Here is a 16,644-nt window from a genome sequence, read left to right as displayed (position 1 = left end):
CGACGATGGGCTTGACGGCATCGAACAGGTGTTCGATACTGGGACCACGGGGATGGACGGCAGGCGGAAGGGGACGGCGGCATGGACCAGCGGCTCGCTCAGCACGGCACGGGTGGCGCGATCCCGGGAGCGCCCGTCCCGGCGCGCGTGCTCGAGCTCCTCGGTCGCGCGGACGCCGAGCTGCTCGCCGCCCAGTTCTCCACCGAACCGTGGGAGCAGCTGTCCCACGCGCACCTCGCCGCCCTGCGCGCCGGGGCCGCCGCCGTCGCCTTCCGCGGCACGCCGTCGGGCCGCGGGGMGCCGCGCACGGTGTGGGCGATGCTCGGGGCGGTCGCGCCCGAGCTGATGTCGTGGTCCACCTACTTCGCCGAGGCCGCCTCGCTGCGGTCGGCGGTGGAGGCCGGGAGGTTCGAGCTGGTCGGTCCGCAGCGGGGCGAGGAGGCGGTGTGCGCCGCCGAGGACTTCGTCGACGCGGTCCGTGGCCTCGTGCACGAGGGGGCGGAAGCTGTGGCCGGCCGGACGCTGAGCATGCGCGTCCTGGCCGCCTCGTGAGCTCCGGCGGCGGGGCCGTGGCATGAGCCGCGGACCCCGGTCGGCCGAGGCGAAGCGGGACTGGGGTCGTGACGAGCTCGGCTGCTCGATCCTGCACGTCGACATGGACGCGTTCTTCGCGTCGGTCGAGGTCGCACGCCGGCCCCAGCTGCGCGGACTGCCGGTGATCGTCGGCGGGGCATCCCGCGGCGTGGTGCTGGCGGCGACCTACGAGGCGCGCGCCTTCGGCGTGCACGCGGCGATGCCGATGTCGGTCGCCCTGCGTCAGTGTCCGCACGCCGTCGTCGTCGCGCCCGACCACCACGCGTACCACGAGGTCTCGGCGGGGGTCATGCGGGTGCTCGGCGACGTCACGGCGCTCGTGGAGCAGGTGAGCGTGGACGAGGCGTTCCTCGATGTCGCCGGCGCCCGCCGCCGCCTCGGACCACCGACCGTCATCGCCCAGATCATCCGCAGGCAGATCCGGGAGCAGTTCGGGATCACGTGCTCGGTCGGCATCGCGTCCACCAAGTTCGTCGCCAAGCTCGCCTCCGGGCAGGCCAAGCCGGACGGCGTCCTGCTGGTCCCGCGGGCCGCGACGGTCGGTTTCCTGCGCGTGCTGCCGGTCGGGGCGCTCTGGGGGGTGGGTGAAAAGACGGAGTCGGCGCTGGCCAGGTGGGGCATCCGGACCGTGGCGGAGCTCGCGGACAGCGACGTGTCCACCGTGCAGCACGCCGTCGGCAAGGTCGCGGGCGCGCACCTGCACGACCTGTCCTGGGGACGGGACCCGCGCCCCGTGCGGCCGGGCCGCGAGGAGCGGTCGCTCAGCGCGGAAGAGACGTTCGCCGTGGACGTCGCCGACCTGGCGCTGGTGCAGGAGAAGGCGCGCGAGCTGGCGGACCGGTGCGCGGTCCGGCTGCGTAGGAACGGCCTGGTCACCCGCACGATCACCGTGAAGGTGCGCACGTCGGACTTCCGCACGCTCACCCGCTCGCGCACGCTGCTGACGCCGACCGACGTGGGGCGCGAGCTGTACCTGGCGGCGCGCGAGCTCCTCGCGGGGGTCGACCTCGCGGGTCTGCCGGTGCGGCTGGTGGGTGTCCGGGCCGAAGGGCTCTCACCTGCGGCGTCGGTCGTCCGGCAACCGACGCTCGACGAGGCGGACCAGCCCTTCCGGGCGCGCCGGGACGCCGAGCGGGTGATGGACGTGGTGCGTGACCGCTTCGGTCGCGGGTCGATCGAGGCCGGGACTTCACAGCCGAGAGGAGTAACCTCCCACTCGACTACCACCTTCGTTCCGGCGGATCTATCCTGAACCCGAACGCAGGTCCACAAGCTGACAACGGGGGTCAGGATGCCTCTCTCGGAGTACGAGCAGCGCGTGCTCGAGCAGATGGAACGGCAGCTGACTACTGACGATCCTCGACTCGCGAACACGCTGACTCAGCGCGGGCATCGCCCGTTCGGCCGCTACGTCATCGCGGGAGTCGGTGCGTCAGTCGGTCTGCTGCTGCTCGTGCTCGGCGCGGCGAACAGCCACGCATGGCTGGGCGTCGTCGGCTTTGTCGTGATGTTCGCCGCGGTGGCCTTCGCCTTCGCCGACCCCCGCCGCGGGTCCGGGCGTCGTTCGGGACCGCAGGGCGTCGTGCAGGGTGACGGCAAGGTGAAGCCGCCCTCGTCGCCCGCTCGTCAGCGCAGCAGCTTCATGAGCCGTCTCGAGGAGCGCTGGGAACGTCGGCGCGGCGAGAGCGGTCGCTGAGCAGGCTCTCGACCCCGGACATCAGCTCGTCCACCCATCCGGCCAGCAGGGCCGGATCCACCTCGGGCTGCAGCGGCGCGTAACGATCGCGCTCGACCGTTCGTGCCAGGTTGACGAGCGCGTCCGCAGGAGCCCCGGTCAACGGTGACCCGGCAAGCTGCTGGAGCTGGTCCTGGACCGAGGCGACGACGGTGCGAGGCGTGTCCGAGTCCGTCCACGTGACCCCACGGGCGGCGAGTCGCTTCCGGGCCCGCAGCCAGGCGCGCTCCGGCGTGAGGTCGGCGCGGAACCGGGTGCGGCGGCGGACGACCGCCAGCCCGACCGAGGCGAGGGCGAGCACGATCGCGACGGTGATCCCGACGGGGACCCACGCGCGGCCGGCGTCGTCTGCCGCGCCCGCGGCCGGCTGGTTGTTGGTCGTCGCCGGGGCGCTGGCGAGCGGGCGGGACGACGGCACCAAGTTGTCGGGTGTGTCGCCCTGCGCCGAGATGCCCTGGAACGGGTCGCTCCATCGCGGCGGGGCCCCGGTCTGCACGGCGGGCGTCGGCTCGAAGCGCACCCAGCCGTAGCCCTCGAAGAACAGCTCGGGCCAGGCGTGCGACTCGTGCCCGGTGACGATGTAGGACCCGTTGCGGTCGGACTCGCCCGGCAGGAAGCCGACGCCCACCCGCGCGGGGATGCCGAGGGTGCGGGCCATCATCGCCATCGCGGTGGAGAAGTGGACGCAGTACCCCTTCTTCGACTGCAGGAAGTTCCAGACGGTGTCGTCCGAGCGCGACGGGGGCACGCGGATGTCGTAGGTGAAGTTCGTCGTCGCCCGGAAGTACGTCTGCAGGGCCATCGCCTGTTCGTACGGGGTGTCCGCGTCCGCGGTGATCTCCTCCGCGAGGTCGGTGATCTCCTGGGTGTGCCTGGTCTGCGGGACGGCGAGCGAGGCGCCGGCGTCGCCGGGGTCGCCCACCTCGGTGTCGGCGAGGTCCTCGGCGGTCAGGGACGGGATCTCGACCGTCATCGCGTACGTCATGCCGTCGAACGTGCCGCGCCGGCCGACGACCTCGTCGCGCGCGGCGTCGTACTCCCACGAGCCCCGGACGTCGACCGTGCGCGGGAACGTGCTGATGGGCAGCCGTCGCTCACGCAGCCCGGCGACCTCCACCTGGACGTCCCCGAGCGTCCCGCGCGAGGCGTCCGGCAGCGTGCCCCGGACGGCCGGGTCGGAGGACAGGAGCGTCGCCGGGTCCCATGGCTCGAGCTCGGTGCTCTCCGTGCGGTCCCACGTCTTGCCGTCGAAGGTGGTGAGCGTGAAGGCGCGCAGCGGGCCGACGGCCGCGGCGGTGACGCTGGCCGTCGAAGGGGTAGGGCTCGGCTCGTCGGCCACCGCGGCCTCCGCCGCGACTGGGGTGACGGAGTACCGAAGGACGACCTGCCCGGACCGTGAGCCGAGGCTCTTGCGCAGGTCCAGATTGTCGCTGAGCGACATCGGGCCGATCGGTCCGCTGCCGAAGGTGGGCATGCTCATGCTCGCCCACCCGGGGAACGCGGCGACGGCCGGACCGGCCAGCAGGGTGGCGACGATGAGCGACAGCGAGGAGACGACGGCGACCGTGACCCGCCGCCCGCGGTCGCTGTGGGCCGACGCCGGCGCGGCGCTCAACGCGAGCAGCAGGAGGTAGAAGAACGCGGTCCACGCGATCGCCCAGCCGCTCGCCGGGAAGCCGAGAAGGATCGCCGGAACCCAGAGTCCCGCGAATGCGATCCCGGCGAAGGCGGGCATGCCGAGCCCGATCGCGACGAGGTCGGCGACGAGGAAGACGGCGACCGCGCCGACGACGACCAGCAGCTCCGCGGGGCGGACGCCGGGCATCGGCACGAGAGACGCGTTGATGACGGCGACGCCCTCGCGCGCGGTCGCCATCGTCCGCTCGAGAGAGCCGCCGTCGGGCAGCACCTGCAGGCGTCCCGGGGGCGCGCCGTAGCGCACCAGGATCGTGCCGGCGGCCACGACCGCGCCGACGAGCGTGGGGGCCCACCAGGACCGTGTCACGGCGCGCACGCCGATGACGATCGCGGCGACCACCAGCACGATCACCCAGGTCGCGGCGAGCCAGGCGCCGCGGGCGATCAGGCCGGTGAGCGCGAACAGGCTCGCGCAGGTCGCGGCCGCGCACAGGGCTGAGCCGAGCGCGGCGCGGGGGCCGCGGGGGATGCGCTGCGGTCGGCCGGTCATGTCGCCGACCCCAGGAGCCGCAGCCAGCAGTCGACGATCGGTTCGCCCGGCGTCACGCGGCACGCCCGCCAGCCCGCCCGTCGCAGCGCCTTCACGGTGTGCTCCGCCTCGGTCTCGTGCGCGGGAGTGTCGGACCGGACCACGGCCCAGGCCTGGGCGTTGTCGGCGACGTGGGCGAGGGCGGCACGAGCGCGGGCGCCGAGCGGGCCGAGGACGGCGAGGACGATCTCCCCGCCCGCGTCGGTGGTCTGCAGGAGGTGCGCGGCGGCGACGAGCTCCGCCTCGCCCTGCGCGGCGGTGCGGGGGGCCTCGAGGTCGATCGTGCGGTCGAGCACGGCGTTGCGGGCGCCCGGCCCCGTGCGGTTGTGCACGAAGGCCAGCGGGTAGACGCGGGCGTCCTCGCGCAGGCCGCTCACCAGCCGGACCGGGTGGCCACCGTCGAGCATGGCCAACGACATGGATGCGGCGAGCGAGATCGACCACTCCAGGCTGGAGACTCGGGCGGGCAGGTCGAGCAGCACGGAGACAGGGCGCATGCCGGCGCGCTCGTCGGAGCGCACCATGAGCGCGCCCTTGCGCGCGCTGCTGCTCCAGTGCACGCGCCGCAGGTCGTCACCCTCGCGGTAGTCGCGCAGCGACGCGTCGTCGGTGGACGGTGTGCGGGCCCCCAGCGCGACGCGGTCGGGCTCGCCGACCAGGACATCGCCCGGGGTCGGCAGGGGGACCACAGCGGGCCACACCGCCACCTCGGCCTGCTCGCCGAGCGTGGCGGACGTGCGGACCACGCCGAAGGGGTCGCTGCGGGTCACGACAAGCGGGCCGAGCGGCCAGCGCCCTCGTCGTGCCGCCTGCACCGCGTACGTGACGGTGACCCGGCGCGGCGCCCGGCTGACGCGTGCGCGCAGCGGGCGACCGCCGGAGAGCTCGGTGGCGGCCTGCTCGGCGAACTTCAGACCCGCCAGCCGGACGCGAGCGGCCGGGTCGGTCGCGGCGATCGTCACCTCGATCTGCGCCTCGTCGCCCGCGTGCACGGGATTCGGGGTCGCGTGCCGCTGCACGCCCAGCCGGTGCTTGCCGCGGGCCGGGTCGAGCAGCCCCACACCGACGGCCGCCCCGACCACGAGCAGCACCGCGAGCGTGCCGATGCGCACGAGGTCGACAGCACCCAGCACGACGCCGAGCTGCAGCGCCACCAGGCCGGCGACGCCGATCGCCCAGCCGCGGGGGGTGGGGCGGAGGCGCATCAGCCGATAGCGCGGCGCGAGCGCGCCGTGCCCGCCGCGGACGGGAGGGGAATGCGGTCGAGGATGTCGGTGACGATGTCGGAGGTGCTGCGCCCGGACAGGCGCGACTCCGTGCTGGGCAGCAGGCGGTGGGCGAGGACGGGCACACCGAGCTGCTGGACGTCGTCGGGGAGCACGTGGTCGCGGCCGTCCATCGCGGCGAGCGACTTGGCCGCACGCAGCAGCTGGATCGCGGCGCGCGGGGAGGCGCCGAGCCGCAGGCCCTGGTCCTCGCGCGTGGCGGTGACCAGGTCGACCACGTAGCGCTTCACCGCCGGCGCGGCGAAGAGGCGGCGCGTGGTCTCGATGAGCGACTTGACCTGGGCGGCGTCGGTGACGGAGTGCAGGCTGTCCAGGGGGTCCGACGTCTCCTGCAGGTCGAGCATGTCGAGCTCGGACTCGATGCTCGGGTAGCCCACCGTCAGGCGGGCCATGAACCGGTCGCGCTGGGCCTCGGGCAGCGGGTACGTGCCCTCCATCTCCACGGGGTTCTGCGTCGCGACGACGAGGAACGGTCGGGGCAGGGGGTACGTGCGGCCGTCGACCGTGGCCTGCGCCTCCTGCATGCACTCGAGGAGCGCGGACTGCGTCTTGGGGGAGGCGCGGTTGATCTCGTCGCCGATGACGACGTGCGCGAAGACGGGGCCGGGCCGGAACTCGAACTCGTGGGTCTGCGACCGGAAGATGTTGACGCCGGTGAGGTCGGACGGCAGCAGGTCCGGGGTGAACTGGATCCGGCCGACCGTGCAGTCGATGGTCTTGGCCAGCGCCTTGGCCAGCGTCGTCTTGCCGACGCCGGGGACGTCCTCGAGGAGCAGGTGCCCCTCGGCGAGCAGGACGGCCACGGTGACCCGGACCAGCTCGGGGCGGCCGGTCACCACACCCTCGATGGCGGCCCGCATCCGTTGCGTGGTCGCGACGACGTCCTCGAGCTCGCTCGACGACGGGACAGCCTGCAGCATGACGCCTCCTTTGGCGGAACTGGCTCCGAGCCTAAAGGTCAGGCGCGCGTTGTTCATCGCCCACGGCACCCCCACTTCGCTCCACCACCCACCCGGTCGAGCGCCGGACGGGGGTCCAGGTGGGGCGATTCGCCTGATCCCTCCGGGATCGACGCCTCAGGAGCCTGTCCGACACGCCCCGGGAGGGGTGGCGACGGCCGATCCCCTCCACTTCGCTCCACCTGCTCTGACCTGCGGTTTTGTTCTCTCGATCGGGTGAATCATGGCCTTCTGCGGTGGCAGGTGGAGTGAAGTGGAGTACCGTGGAGGCACGTGGTGAGGCAGGGAGTCTCACGTTCGGGGGAGCAGAGGGAGGCGAGGTGTCGTATGAAGCGACGTCCGGCGCCTTCGGCTCGTTCGCGCCCTTCCTCGGGACGTACACCCCGCGCCTGGACGAGAAGGGGCGGCTCATCCTTCCGGCCAAGTTCCGCGGCCAGCTGGCCCCGGGTCTCGTGATGACCCGAGGTCAGGAGCGCTGCCTGTTCCTGCTCCCGATGGACGAGTTCCGCCGCATGCACGACCAGCTCCGTCAGGCCCCGGTCACCAGCCGTCAGGCCCGCGACTACCTCCGCGTGTTCCTGTCCGGTGCCAGCGACGAGCTGCCCGACAAGCAGGGACGCATCTCTATCCCGCCGATGCTCCGCAAGTACGCGGGCCTCGAGCGCGACGTCGCCGTCATCGGCACGGGTACCCGAGTCGAGATCTGGGACCTCACCGCGTGGGAGACGTACCTGGCCGAGCAGGAGGCGGGGTACGCCGACACCGCGGAGGAGGTCTTCCCGAACGGACCCTTCTAGACCGCACAGCCCGCACGCATCGTCGCCCGGTGAGACCTCCTCCCGAATCTCTGACGCACTTCCCCGGCGTCAGAGGGTCGGTGGGGGATCTGGTCGGACGGCGGAGGGGCCGCCCGACCACACACATCACGCCCTGGGGAGGGAGCAGCGATGACCGAGCAGCAGACGCCCGACGACGCGGCGTCCCGCCACACCCCGGTGCTGCTGCAGCGCTGCCTCGACCTGCTCGCCCCGGCGTTCGAGGTCGAGAACCCCGTGATGGTCGACTCGACCCTGGGCATGGGCGGCCACACCGAGGGCGTCCTGCAGGCCTTCCCGCACGTCCGGGTGGTCGGGCTGGACCGCGACACCCAGGCGCTCGAGCTGGCGGGGCGCCGGCTCTCCCCGTTCGGCGACCGGTTCACGGGCGTGCACGCCATCTACGACGAGATCAACGACGTGCTGGCCCGGCTGGGCATCGACAAGGTCCAGGGCGTGCTCATGGACCTCGGCGTCTCCTCGCTGCAGCTCGACGAGCGCGAGCGCGGGTTCTCCTACTCGGCCGACGCCCCGCTCGACATGCGCATGGACGCGACGACGGGCCAGACCGCCGCGGACGTGCTCAACACCTACGACGAGGGTGAGCTCGCGCGGATCCTGCGGGTCTACGGCGAGGAGCGGTTCGCGCCGCGCATCGCCCGGGCGATCGTCGCCCAGCGAGCCCGCCGGCCGCTCGAGCGCACCGGCGAGCTGGTGAGCATCGTGCGGGCCAACATCCCCGCCGCGACGCGCAAGACCGGGGGAAACCCCGCCAAGCGCACGTTCCAGGCCCTGCGCATCGAGGTGAACGGGGAGATCGAGGTGCTGGAGCGCGCGCTGCCGCAGTCGATCGAGGCGCTCGCGGTCGGCGGTCGGATCGTCGTCGAGTCGTACCACTCGCTCGAGGACCGCGCGGTCAAGCGCGCGCTCGCCGTCGGTGCGACCTCCAGCGCGCCGCCCGACCTCCCCGTCGAGCCCGAGACGCACGCGCCGTTCCTGCGCCTGGTCACGCGGGGCGCCGAGGAGGCCGACGAGGACGAGCTGGCGCACAACCCGCGCTCGCAGTCCGTCCGTCTCCGTGCCGCCGAACGGATCCGCCCCACGCCCGACCACCTCACGCCACGCCACACCGGAAGGAGGGCAGCATGAGCGCCCAGTCCGCTGCCCGAGCAACCGCCTACCCGGCCCCGTCCCGCCCGCGCACCGCAAGTGCACCCGCACCAAGACTTCGCGTCGTCCGCGCGCCGGAGCACGCCAGGACGCGAGTTCCGTTCATCCTTGCCTGCATGGCCGTTCTCGCCGGTGCGCTCCTGTCCGCGCTGCTGCTCAACACGTCCATGGCGGCGACCGCGTACGCCAAGTACGACCTGTCGAACGAGCTGGGCCGGCTGAACCAGGACGAGCAGGACCTGACCGCGCAGCTCGACGCGAAGGCGTCGCCCACGCAGCTGGCCGGGGCCGCGGCCGCGCTCGGCATGGTCCCCACCAACGGCACGGGCTGGCTGCGCCTCTCCGACGGCAGCGTGCAGGGCACGCCCGAGCCGGCCGGAGCGGGCGGATGACCACACCGGTCGCGCGCCCGCGCGCCCGCAGCGAGCAGACCGGCACGCGTCGCCCGGCGTCGACCAACCGCGCGCCKGGCGCCACCGTGCCGCGCCAGCGCACGGTCGAGGTTCCCCCGGGCACCCGCGGTGGGCCGCCGGTGGGACCGGTGCGGCCGGGCTCGCGCCGGCGCATGGCGTTCCTGACGGCTCTCGTGGTCCTGGCGCTCGCCGTCTTCGGCGGGCGCCTCGTCTACGTCCAAGGGCTGCGGGGGTCGAGCATCGCCGAGCAGGCGCGCAACGCCCGGCTGACCTCGATCACCCTCATCGGCGGGCGCGGCCAGATCACGGACGCCGACGGCAACCCGCTGGCGACCTCGGTCGAGCGCTACGACATCTCGGTGAACCAGAAGCTGATCGCGAAGTTCAAGGGCACGACGAACCCCGCGGTGCCCGACGGGGCCGTGGGCGTGGCCGCGACGCTGGCACCCCTGCTGGGCATGAACGCGGCCGAGCTGGGCGGGACGCTGGTCGGCGACCGTTCCTTCGTCTACATCCGCAAGGGTGTGCTGCCCGAGGTCGCCCGCGAGATCCGCAAGCTCGGGATCAACGGCGTGAACGTCGACCGCGTGGCCGAGCGGGTCTACCCGAACAACACGCTCGCCGGCAACGTCATCGGCTTCGTCAACTCGAACGGCGTCGGGCTCGCGGGCCTCGAGGCGTCCCTCGACCCGCGCCTGACGGGCACGGCCGGGAGCGAGGTGTACGAGCGCGGCCGCAAGGGGCAGGCGATCCCCGGCGGGTACACCAAGGACACGCCGGCTCGGCAGGGCGACTCGGTGCAGCTCACGATCAAGTCCGACATCCAGTGGAAGGCGCAGTCGGCGCTCGACGCGCAGGTCGCCGCGACCGGATCGGACTCGGGCTCGCTCATCGTCCTGGACTCCACGACCGGCGAGATCTACGCCCTGGCCGATTCGGGATCCGTCGACCCCAACCACCCGGGGGAGGCGTCGGGATCGCTGTCCAGCGCCGTCTCGGACGTGTTCGAGCCGGGCTCGACGGGCAAGGTCATCACGATGTCCGCCATCCTCGAGAACCACGTCGCCGACCCGCTGTCGCAGTGGGAGGTGCCGTACCAGTACACGACCGAGAACAACCAGACCTTCAAGGACTCGCACGAGCACGGCGTGCTGCGCCTGACCACCACGGGCGTGCTGGCCGAGTCCTCGAACACCGGCACCGTGATGATCGGCCAGAACCTGCCCGCCCAGACGCGGTACGACTACATGGCGAAGTTCGGCTTCGGCGCCAAGACCGGGATCGAGATGCCGGGGGAGTCGAACGGCATCCTGCACCCCGTCGACGCCTGGGACGGCCGCACCAAGTACGCGGTCCTGTTCGGGCAGGGGGTGTCCGTCACGGCGATCCAGGCGACGCAGGTGTTCGCGACCATCGCCAACGGCGGCGTCCGGGTGCAGCCGCACATCATCAAGGGCTGGACCTCGCCCGACGGCACCTACACGCCGGTCGCCGCGGCGGCGAAGACCCAGGTGGTCTCGCCCGAGACGGCCAAGACCGTGCTCACCATGATGCAGAGCGTCGTCGACGACGGCACGGGCGCGAGTGCCGCGATCCCTGGCTACCAGGTGGCCGGCAAGACGGGGACGGCGGAGAACTGGTCGAAGGGCATCACCGCCTCGTTCATCGGCGTCGCGCCCGCGGACGACCCGCGCATCGCGGTCGCGGTGATCCTGCACAACCCGAAGACCTCGATCTACGGCGGCACGGTCGCCGCACCGGTGTTCTCGGACGTGGCCGGATACACGCTCAGCGAGCTCGGGGTGGCCCCCTCCGGCACCACCGGGACGCTCTTCCCGACGACGTGGTGACGGCCCCGCACCGGACGTCCGGTGACCACGCCCGGGGTAGATTCTCCCCATGACGACCCCCGCTCGGATGCGCCCGCTGCATCCCGCGGCCCATCGGGTCGCCGACCTCGTCTCGACGTTCGGCCTGGTCACGCACGGGCTCCCGCTGCCGGCCGACTCCGTCCTGACCGGCGTGACGCTGGCCAGCGGTGACGTCGAGCCCGGCGACGTGTTCGTCGCCGTCACCGGTTTCAAGGTGCACGGAGCCACCTATGCGGACCAGGCCGTGGACGCCGGTGCCGTGGCGGTGCTCACGGACGAAGCCGGCCTGGCGCACCTGGACGCCGCCGGCCTGTCCGACCGCGTCGCGGTGCTGGTCGCCCCGGACCCGCGCGCCATCGCCGGTCCCGTGGCCGCGTGGGCGCACGACGCGCCGGGCGAGCGGCTGGTCGCGGTCGGCGTCACGGGCACGAACGGCAAGACCACGACCTCCTACTTCCTCGACGCGGCCCTGCGCGCCGCGCACTCGACGACCGTCGTGCTGGGCACCGTCGAGCTCCGCATCGGCCCCGACGCGGTCGAGAGCCCGCGCACCACCGTCGAGGCGCCCGCGCTGCAGGCGATCCTCGCGCTGGGGGTCGAGCGGGGGGCCACCGCGCTGTCGATGGAGGTGTCGTCGCACGCGCTCGCGCTCGGTCGGGTGCACGGCCTGACGTTCGATGTCGTCGGGTTCACCAACCTGCAGCGCGACCACCTCGACTTCCACGGCGACATGGAGGGCTACTTCCGCGACAAGTCGCGCCTGTTCGCGCTCGGTCAGGCGCGCCGCGGCGTGGTCGTGGTCGACGACGAGTGGGGCCGCCGGCTCGCGGCCGAGTCCCCGATCCCGGTCGAGTCGGTCGCGACGCACGTCGGGGCGCCCGAGGGCGCCGACGCCGACTGGGCCGTCGTCGCCGCCGACATCGGCCTGGACGGTGTCGGGTCGAGCTTCACGCTGCGCGGCCCGGACGGCGTCGAGCACGTCGCCGCGAGCCCGCTGCCGGGGATGGTCAACGTCTCCAACGCCGCGCTGGCGATCGTGCTCGCGCACGCGGCCGGCGTGGACCTCGACGTGGCGATCGCCGCCGTGGCCGTCGCGCACGAGATCCCGGGGCGCATGGAGCGCGTGATCGAGCGGGGCGACGGGTTCCCGCTGGCCATCGTCGACTACGCGCACACGCCCGACGCGCTGGTCCTGGCGCTCGACGCGGTGCGCCCGATCACGCCCGGCCGGCTCGTCATCGTGTTCGGCTCGGACGGGGACCGCGACCAGGGGAAGCGTCCGATCATGGGCGAGATCGCCGCGCGGCTGGCTGACGTGATCGTCGTCACCGACGAGAATCCCCGTTCCGAGGAGCCGTCCGCCATCCGATCCGCCATCCTCGACGGAGTCCGGTCGCAGCGGCCGGACCTGGTCGACGTGCACGAGGCCACCAGCCGCGCGCAGGCCATCCGCGACGCCCTCGACCTCGCCGCCGAGCAGGACACCGTGATCATCACGGGCAAGGGCCACGAACCGACACAGGAGATCGCCGGCGTGTTCCACCGGTACAACGACCGTGACGTGCTGATCGCGGCACGCCTCGCCCGTCAGGAGCAGCACGCGTGATCGCCCTCACCGCGGCCGAGATCGCGGCCGCGACCGGTGGCGTGCTGCGCGGAGCGGCCGCCACAGACCCGGCCCTCGTCGTGAGCGGGCCCGTCGTCGTCGACTCGCGTGACGACGTCACGGGCGGCCTCTTCGTCGCGTTGGCCGGCGAGCACGTCGACGGCCACGAGTACGCCGCGGTGGCGGTGGCCGGGGGTGCCGCGCTCGTGCTCGCCGCCCGCGACGTGGTCGGACCCGGCGGCGCGGTGCTGCCGAGCGTCGTCGTCTCCGACGTCGAGAAGGCGCTGGGTGACCTCGCGCGCGTGGTGCTCGAGCGCCTGCGCGACGCGTCGCACGAGCCGGGTGGCAGCGAGCTGCGCGTCGTCGGCATCACGGGCTCCGTCGGCAAGACCACGACCAAGGACCTGCTCGCGCAGCTGTGCGGGAGCGTCGGTCCGACGATCGCCCCGGTGCGGTCGTTCAACAACGAGATCGGGCTGCCGCTGACGGTGCTGCGCGCCGACGAGTCGACGCGGTTCCTGGTGCTCGAGATGGGCGCCAGCGGTCCCGGGCACCTCACGTACCTCACGGACATCGCGCCGCCCGATGTGGCCGTGGTCCTCATCGTCGGCCACGCGCACCTGGGGGGCTTCGGCGGCATCGACGCGGTCGCCGTGGCCAAGTCCGAGATCGTGCAGGGCCTGGTCTCGGACGGTGTCGCGGTGCTCAACGCGGACGACCCCCGCGTGTCCGCCATGGCTTCCCTCGCGCCCGGCGACGTCATCACGTTCGGCGCCGCCCCGCAGGCGACCGTCGGCGCCCGCGACGTGCGCCTCGATCGCGCCGGCCGCGCGCGGTTCACCCTCGTCGACCGCGGCGACGACCGGACGGCCGAGGTCGAGCTGCGGCTCGTCGGCGAGCACCACGTGCACAACGCGCTCGGCGCGGCCGCCGCGGCCCTGGCCGTCGGTCTCGACCTCGACCAGGTGGCCGCGGGCCTCAGCGCCGCGGACGCGCTCAGCCCCCACCGCATGCACGTGGTCGACCGGCCCGACGGCGTGACCGTCGTGGACGACTCCTACAACGCGAACCCCGACTCCATGCGCGCGGCGCTCAAGGCGTTGGCCGTGCTGGCCGGGCGGGACCGCCGCTCGATCGCGGTGCTCGGCGAGATGCTCGAGCTCGGCGCCGACGCGCGCGAGGCCCACGACGCGATCGGCCGCCTGTGCGTCCGGCTCAACATCGGTCTGACGATCGTGGTGGGCGAGGGCGCGCGCGCGATCCGCGACGGCGCCAACCACGAGGGCTCCTGGGGCGACGAGGTCGTCCTCGCCGACGACCTGGCTGTGGCCACCGCGTTCCTCGAGAGCGAGCTGCGGCCCGGCGACGTCGTCCTGGTGAAGTCGTCGTACGGCGCGGGCCTCTGGAAGCTGGGCGACCAGCTGGTCGCGGGTGCCGCCCGATGAGAGCGGTCCTGATCTCCGGCGGCCTGGCGATGCTCATCGCGCTGCTGGGCACACCCCTGTTCATCCGGTACCTCGTGCACAAGCAGTACGGGCAGTTCATCCGGCAGGACGGTCCGACCGCGCACTTCACCAAGCGCGGCACCCCGACCATGGGCGGCGTCGTCATCATCGGCGCCACCCTGCTGGGCTGGATCGGTGGCCTCATCGCGACCCAGACGGTGCCGAGCGCGTCCGCCATCCTGGTGCTGTTCCTCATGACGGGCCTGGGGATCGTCGGGTTCCTCGACGACTTCATCAAGATCTCCCGGCAGCGCAGCCTCGGGCTCAAGGCCCGGTGGAAGATTCTCGGGCAGGGGATCGTGGGCGTCACGTTCGCGATCGCCGCGCTGCAGTTCCCCAACGACAAGTTCCGCACGCCCGCCTCCACGCGGATCTCGTTCATCCGCGACACCAACCTGGACCTGGCGTTCTGGGGCGTGACGCTCGGGATCATCCTGTTCGTCGTCTGGGCGAACTTCCTCATCACGGCCTGGTCGAACGCGGTCAACCTCACCGACGGGCTCGACGGCCTGGCGACGGGCGTCTCGCTCATCGTGTTCGGCGCCTACGTCATCGTCGGGGTGTGGCAGTTCAACCAGAGCTGCCAGTTCCTGGCCAGCGCGGGTCCGCGCTGCTACGAGACGCGGGACCCGCTGGACCTCGCCGTCGTGGCGGCGGCCATCACCGGCGCCTGCTTCGGGTTCCTGTGGTGGAACGCGAGCCCCGCCAAGATCTTCATGGGGGACACCGGCTCGCTGGCGCTGGGCGGCGCGCTCGCCGGCCTGTCGATCCTGTCCCGGACCGAGATCCTCGCCGCGATCATCGGTGGCCTGTTCGTGCTCGAGGTGCTCTCGGACGTCATCCAGATCGGCTTCTTCAAGCTGACCGGTAAACGGGTGTTCAAGATGGCACCGCTGCATCATCACTTCGAGCTCTCGGGCTGGGGTGAGGTGACGATCGTCATCCGGTTCTGGATCATCGCCGGGCTGTTCGTCGCGCTCGGGGTGGGCATCTTCTACGCAGAGTGGGTGGCCGGCTAGGTGTCCGAGCTCGTGCTGGAGGGCGCCCTGGTGGTGGTCGCCGGGCTCGGGGTCTCGGGACGCGCCGCGGTCGAGGTCCTGGCCTCGCGCGGGGCACGGGTCGTGCCTGTCGACGACCACGCCGACGACGTCATCGGGTCCGCCGAGCTGCTCGAGGGTTCCGTGCTGGACCGCGCGGACCTCGTCGTCGCGTCGCCCGGACTCCCGCCGCACCACCCGCTGCTCGCGGCGGCGCTGACGCGCGGGCTGCCCGTGTGGAGCGAGGTCGAGCTCGCGTGGCACGTGCGCGTCGACCGGGCGTCCGGCGGAGGCCCCGCGCCGTGGCTCGCGGTGACGGGGACCAACGGCAAGACGACGACCGTCGGCATGCTGGAGTCGATCCTGCGGGCCGCGGGCGAGAACGCCGTCGCCGTCGGCAACGTCGGCACGCCCGTGGTGCTCGCGGCGACGGACCCGACGCTCGACGTCCTCGCCGTGGAGCTGTCGAGCTTCCAGCTGCACTTCACGCACTCGATGTCCGCCCAGGCGGCCGCGGTGCTCAACGTCGCACCGGACCACCTCGACTGGCACGGGTCGCTCGACGCCTACGCAGCCGACAAGGGCCGCATCTTCGAGCGCGCGCAGGTGGCCTGCGTCTACAACCTGGCCGATCCCGCGACCGAGTCGCTCGTGCGCGAGGCGGACGTCGTCGACGGCGCCGTGGCGGTGGGCTTCACGCTCGGTACCCCGCTGGTCGGGCAGGTCGGCCTCGTMGAGGACGTCCTGGTGGACCGCGGGTTCGCGCGGCTCCGGCACACGCACGCCGCCGAGCTGGGCACGCTCGACGACCTGGCCCAGCTGGCCGGTCCCGACGGCACGGTCCCGCCCCACGTCGTCGCGAACGCGCTGGCCGCCGCCTCGCTGGCGCTGGCGCACGACGTCGCCCCGGCGGCGATCCGCGCCGGGCTGCGCGCCTACGGTCCCGGCGAGCACCGRCTGGCCACGGTCGCCGTGGTCGACGGCGTGGCCTACGTCGACGACTCGAAGGCCACCAACGCGCACGCGGCGGCCGCGGCGCTGGGCGCGTTCGCGCCGGGCAGCGTGGTCTGGGTCGCGGGCGGACTGGCCAAGGGTGCGCAGTTCGACGAGCTCGTCGCGGCGCGACGCGACCGGCTCCGCGGCGTCGTCCTCATCGGGGTGGACCGCGCACCGTTGCGTGAGGCACTCGCCCGACACGCACCCGACGTCCCCGTGGTCGAGGTCGACGCCGGTGAGACTGGCTCGGTGATGACCCGCGCCGTGCACGAGGCCAGTCGGCTCGCCGCCGGCTCGAGCGACGCGGTCACCGTTCTGCTCGCCCCCGCCTGCGCGTCGATGGACCAGTTCACGTCGTACGCCGCTCGGGGCGAGGAGTTCGCCGCTGCCGTGCGCGCGCTCGGCGGGGACGCGTGAGGCGCACAGAGGG

14 protein-coding genes are annotated in these 16,644 nt (G+C 73.0%); 11 read left to right on the top strand and 3 right to left on the bottom strand.

From position 1 onward, the window contains the following. The first annotated feature begins 81 nt into the window (after positions 1 to 81). From ACXJKA_RS10995 to ACXJKA_RS10985, 3 genes are read left to right on the top strand one after another with little or no spacing between them, the layout of a single operon-like run. The gene (locus ACXJKA_RS10995; protein ID WP_456825241.1) at positions 82 to 552 is read left to right on the top strand and encodes an SAV_6107 family HEPN domain-containing protein; all 471 of its coding nucleotides are present in this window, start codon (positions 82 to 84) and stop codon (positions 550 to 552) included. Positions 553 to 574: 22 nt separating this feature from the next. Continuing rightward, on the top strand, positions 575 to 1,846 hold the full coding sequence (gene dinB, locus ACXJKA_RS10990; RefSeq protein WP_456825240.1) for a DNA polymerase IV: 1,272 nt from the start codon (positions 575 to 577) through the stop codon (positions 1,844 to 1,846). 39 nt (positions 1,847 to 1,885) lie between these two features. Then, positions 1,886 to 2,290 carry a DUF3040 domain-containing protein gene (locus tag ACXJKA_RS10985; protein ID WP_456825239.1) on the top strand — a complete coding sequence of 135 codons (405 nt, stop codon included), beginning with the start codon at positions 1,886 to 1,888 and terminating at the stop codon, positions 2,288 to 2,290. On the opposite strand, the gene ACXJKA_RS10980 is transcribed toward ACXJKA_RS10985, so the two are convergent. From ACXJKA_RS10980 to ACXJKA_RS10970, 3 genes are read right to left on the bottom strand one after another with little or no spacing between them, the layout of a single operon-like run. Next, the gene (locus ACXJKA_RS10980) at positions 2,235 to 4,517 is read right to left on the bottom strand and encodes a transglutaminase family protein (protein WP_456825238.1); all 2,283 of its coding nucleotides are present in this window, start codon (positions 4,515 to 4,517) and stop codon (positions 2,235 to 2,237) included. The genes ACXJKA_RS10985 and ACXJKA_RS10980 overlap by 56 nt on opposite strands. Next, positions 4,514 to 5,761, bottom strand: coding sequence for a DUF58 domain-containing protein (locus ACXJKA_RS10975; RefSeq protein WP_456825237.1), 1,248 nt, complete (start codon positions 5,759 to 5,761; stop codon positions 4,514 to 4,516). The genes ACXJKA_RS10980 and ACXJKA_RS10975 overlap by 4 nt, the downstream gene beginning before the upstream one ends. Continuing rightward, positions 5,761 to 6,762: an AAA family ATPase gene (locus tag ACXJKA_RS10970; protein WP_456825236.1), complete on the bottom strand. Its 1,002-nt coding sequence runs from the start codon at positions 6,760 to 6,762 to the stop codon at positions 5,761 to 5,763. Before ACXJKA_RS10970 ends, ACXJKA_RS10975 begins: the two co-directional genes overlap by 1 nt. Before the next feature lie 359 nt (positions 6,763 to 7,121). Between ACXJKA_RS10970 and mraZ the strand changes: the two genes are divergently transcribed. The 8 genes from mraZ to murD all read left to right on the top strand — a co-directional run bounded on the left by mraZ (position 7,122) and on the right by murD (position 16,631). Beyond that, positions 7,122 to 7,598, top strand: coding sequence for a division/cell wall cluster transcriptional repressor MraZ (gene mraZ, locus ACXJKA_RS10965; RefSeq protein WP_456825235.1), 477 nt, complete (start codon positions 7,122 to 7,124; stop codon positions 7,596 to 7,598). A gap of 150 nt (positions 7,599 to 7,748) precedes the next feature. Then, the gene (gene rsmH, locus ACXJKA_RS10960) at positions 7,749 to 8,765 is read left to right on the top strand and encodes a 16S rRNA (cytosine(1402)-N(4))-methyltransferase RsmH (protein ID WP_456825234.1); all 1,017 of its coding nucleotides are present in this window, start codon (positions 7,749 to 7,751) and stop codon (positions 8,763 to 8,765) included. Between the two features lie 137 nt (positions 8,766 to 8,902). Beyond that, positions 8,903 to 9,178: a hypothetical protein gene (locus ACXJKA_RS10955; RefSeq protein WP_456825233.1), complete on the top strand. Its 276-nt coding sequence runs from the start codon at positions 8,903 to 8,905 to the stop codon at positions 9,176 to 9,178. Further along, entirely contained in the window at positions 9,175 to 11,049 is a 1,875-nt protein-coding gene (locus tag ACXJKA_RS10950) for a peptidoglycan D,D-transpeptidase FtsI family protein (RefSeq protein WP_456825232.1), read from the top strand. The genes ACXJKA_RS10955 and ACXJKA_RS10950 overlap by 4 nt, the downstream gene beginning before the upstream one ends. A gap of 49 nt (positions 11,050 to 11,098) precedes the next feature. Then, positions 11,099 to 12,676 (top strand): UDP-N-acetylmuramoyl-L-alanyl-D-glutamate--2,6-diaminopimelate ligase, encoded by a 1,578-nt coding sequence (locus ACXJKA_RS10945; protein ID WP_456825231.1) that lies wholly within the window; start codon positions 11,099 to 11,101, stop codon positions 12,674 to 12,676. Then, positions 12,673 to 14,121 carry a UDP-N-acetylmuramoyl-tripeptide--D-alanyl-D-alanine ligase gene (locus tag ACXJKA_RS10940; protein ID WP_456825230.1) on the top strand — a complete coding sequence of 483 codons (1,449 nt, stop codon included), beginning with the start codon at positions 12,673 to 12,675 and terminating at the stop codon, positions 14,119 to 14,121. Before ACXJKA_RS10945 ends, ACXJKA_RS10940 begins: the two co-directional genes overlap by 4 nt. Then, positions 14,118 to 15,200: a phospho-N-acetylmuramoyl-pentapeptide-transferase gene (mraY, locus tag ACXJKA_RS10935; protein WP_456825229.1), complete on the top strand. Its 1,083-nt coding sequence runs from the start codon at positions 14,118 to 14,120 to the stop codon at positions 15,198 to 15,200. The genes ACXJKA_RS10940 and mraY overlap by 4 nt, the downstream gene beginning before the upstream one ends. Then, complete coding sequence (murD, locus tag ACXJKA_RS10930) at positions 15,201 to 16,631, top strand: UDP-N-acetylmuramoyl-L-alanine--D-glutamate ligase (protein WP_456825228.1); 1,431 nt, start codon at positions 15,201 to 15,203, stop codon at positions 16,629 to 16,631. The last annotated feature ends 13 nt before the right edge of the window (positions 16,632 to 16,644 follow it).

Source organism: Cellulomonas sp. P5_E12 (assembly GCF_054049315.1).
Note: the sequence above shows the minus strand (reverse complement) of the source record. Positions and strands in the feature narration are given on the sequence as shown.

Bases quoted from the DNA above. Each gene is read 5' to 3' on its own strand.
- dinB (WP_456825240.1), top strand. From the start codon at position 575: ATGAGCCGCGGACCCCGGTCGGCCGAGGCGAAGCGGGACTGGGGTCGT.
- ACXJKA_RS10985 (WP_456825239.1), top strand. From the start codon at position 1,886: ATGCCTCTCTCGGAGTACGAGCAGCGCGTGCTCGAGCAGATGGAACGG.
- ACXJKA_RS10980 (WP_456825238.1), bottom strand. From the start codon at position 4,517: ATGACCGGCCGACCGCAGCGCATCCCCCGCGGCCCCCGCGCCGCGCTC.
- ACXJKA_RS10975 (WP_456825237.1), bottom strand. From the start codon at position 5,761: ATGCGCCTCCGCCCCACCCCCCGCGGCTGGGCGATCGGCGTCGCCGGC.
- ACXJKA_RS10970 (WP_456825236.1), bottom strand. From the start codon at position 6,762: ATGCTGCAGGCTGTCCCGTCGTCGAGCGAGCTCGAGGACGTCGTCGCG.
- rsmH (WP_456825234.1), top strand. From the start codon at position 7,749: ATGACCGAGCAGCAGACGCCCGACGACGCGGCGTCCCGCCACACCCCG.
- ACXJKA_RS10955 (WP_456825233.1), top strand. From the start codon at position 8,903: ATGGCCGTTCTCGCCGGTGCGCTCCTGTCCGCGCTGCTGCTCAACACG.
- ACXJKA_RS10945 (WP_456825231.1), top strand. From the start codon at position 11,099: ATGACGACCCCCGCTCGGATGCGCCCGCTGCATCCCGCGGCCCATCGG.
- mraY (WP_456825229.1), top strand. From the start codon at position 14,118: ATGAGAGCGGTCCTGATCTCCGGCGGCCTGGCGATGCTCATCGCGCTG.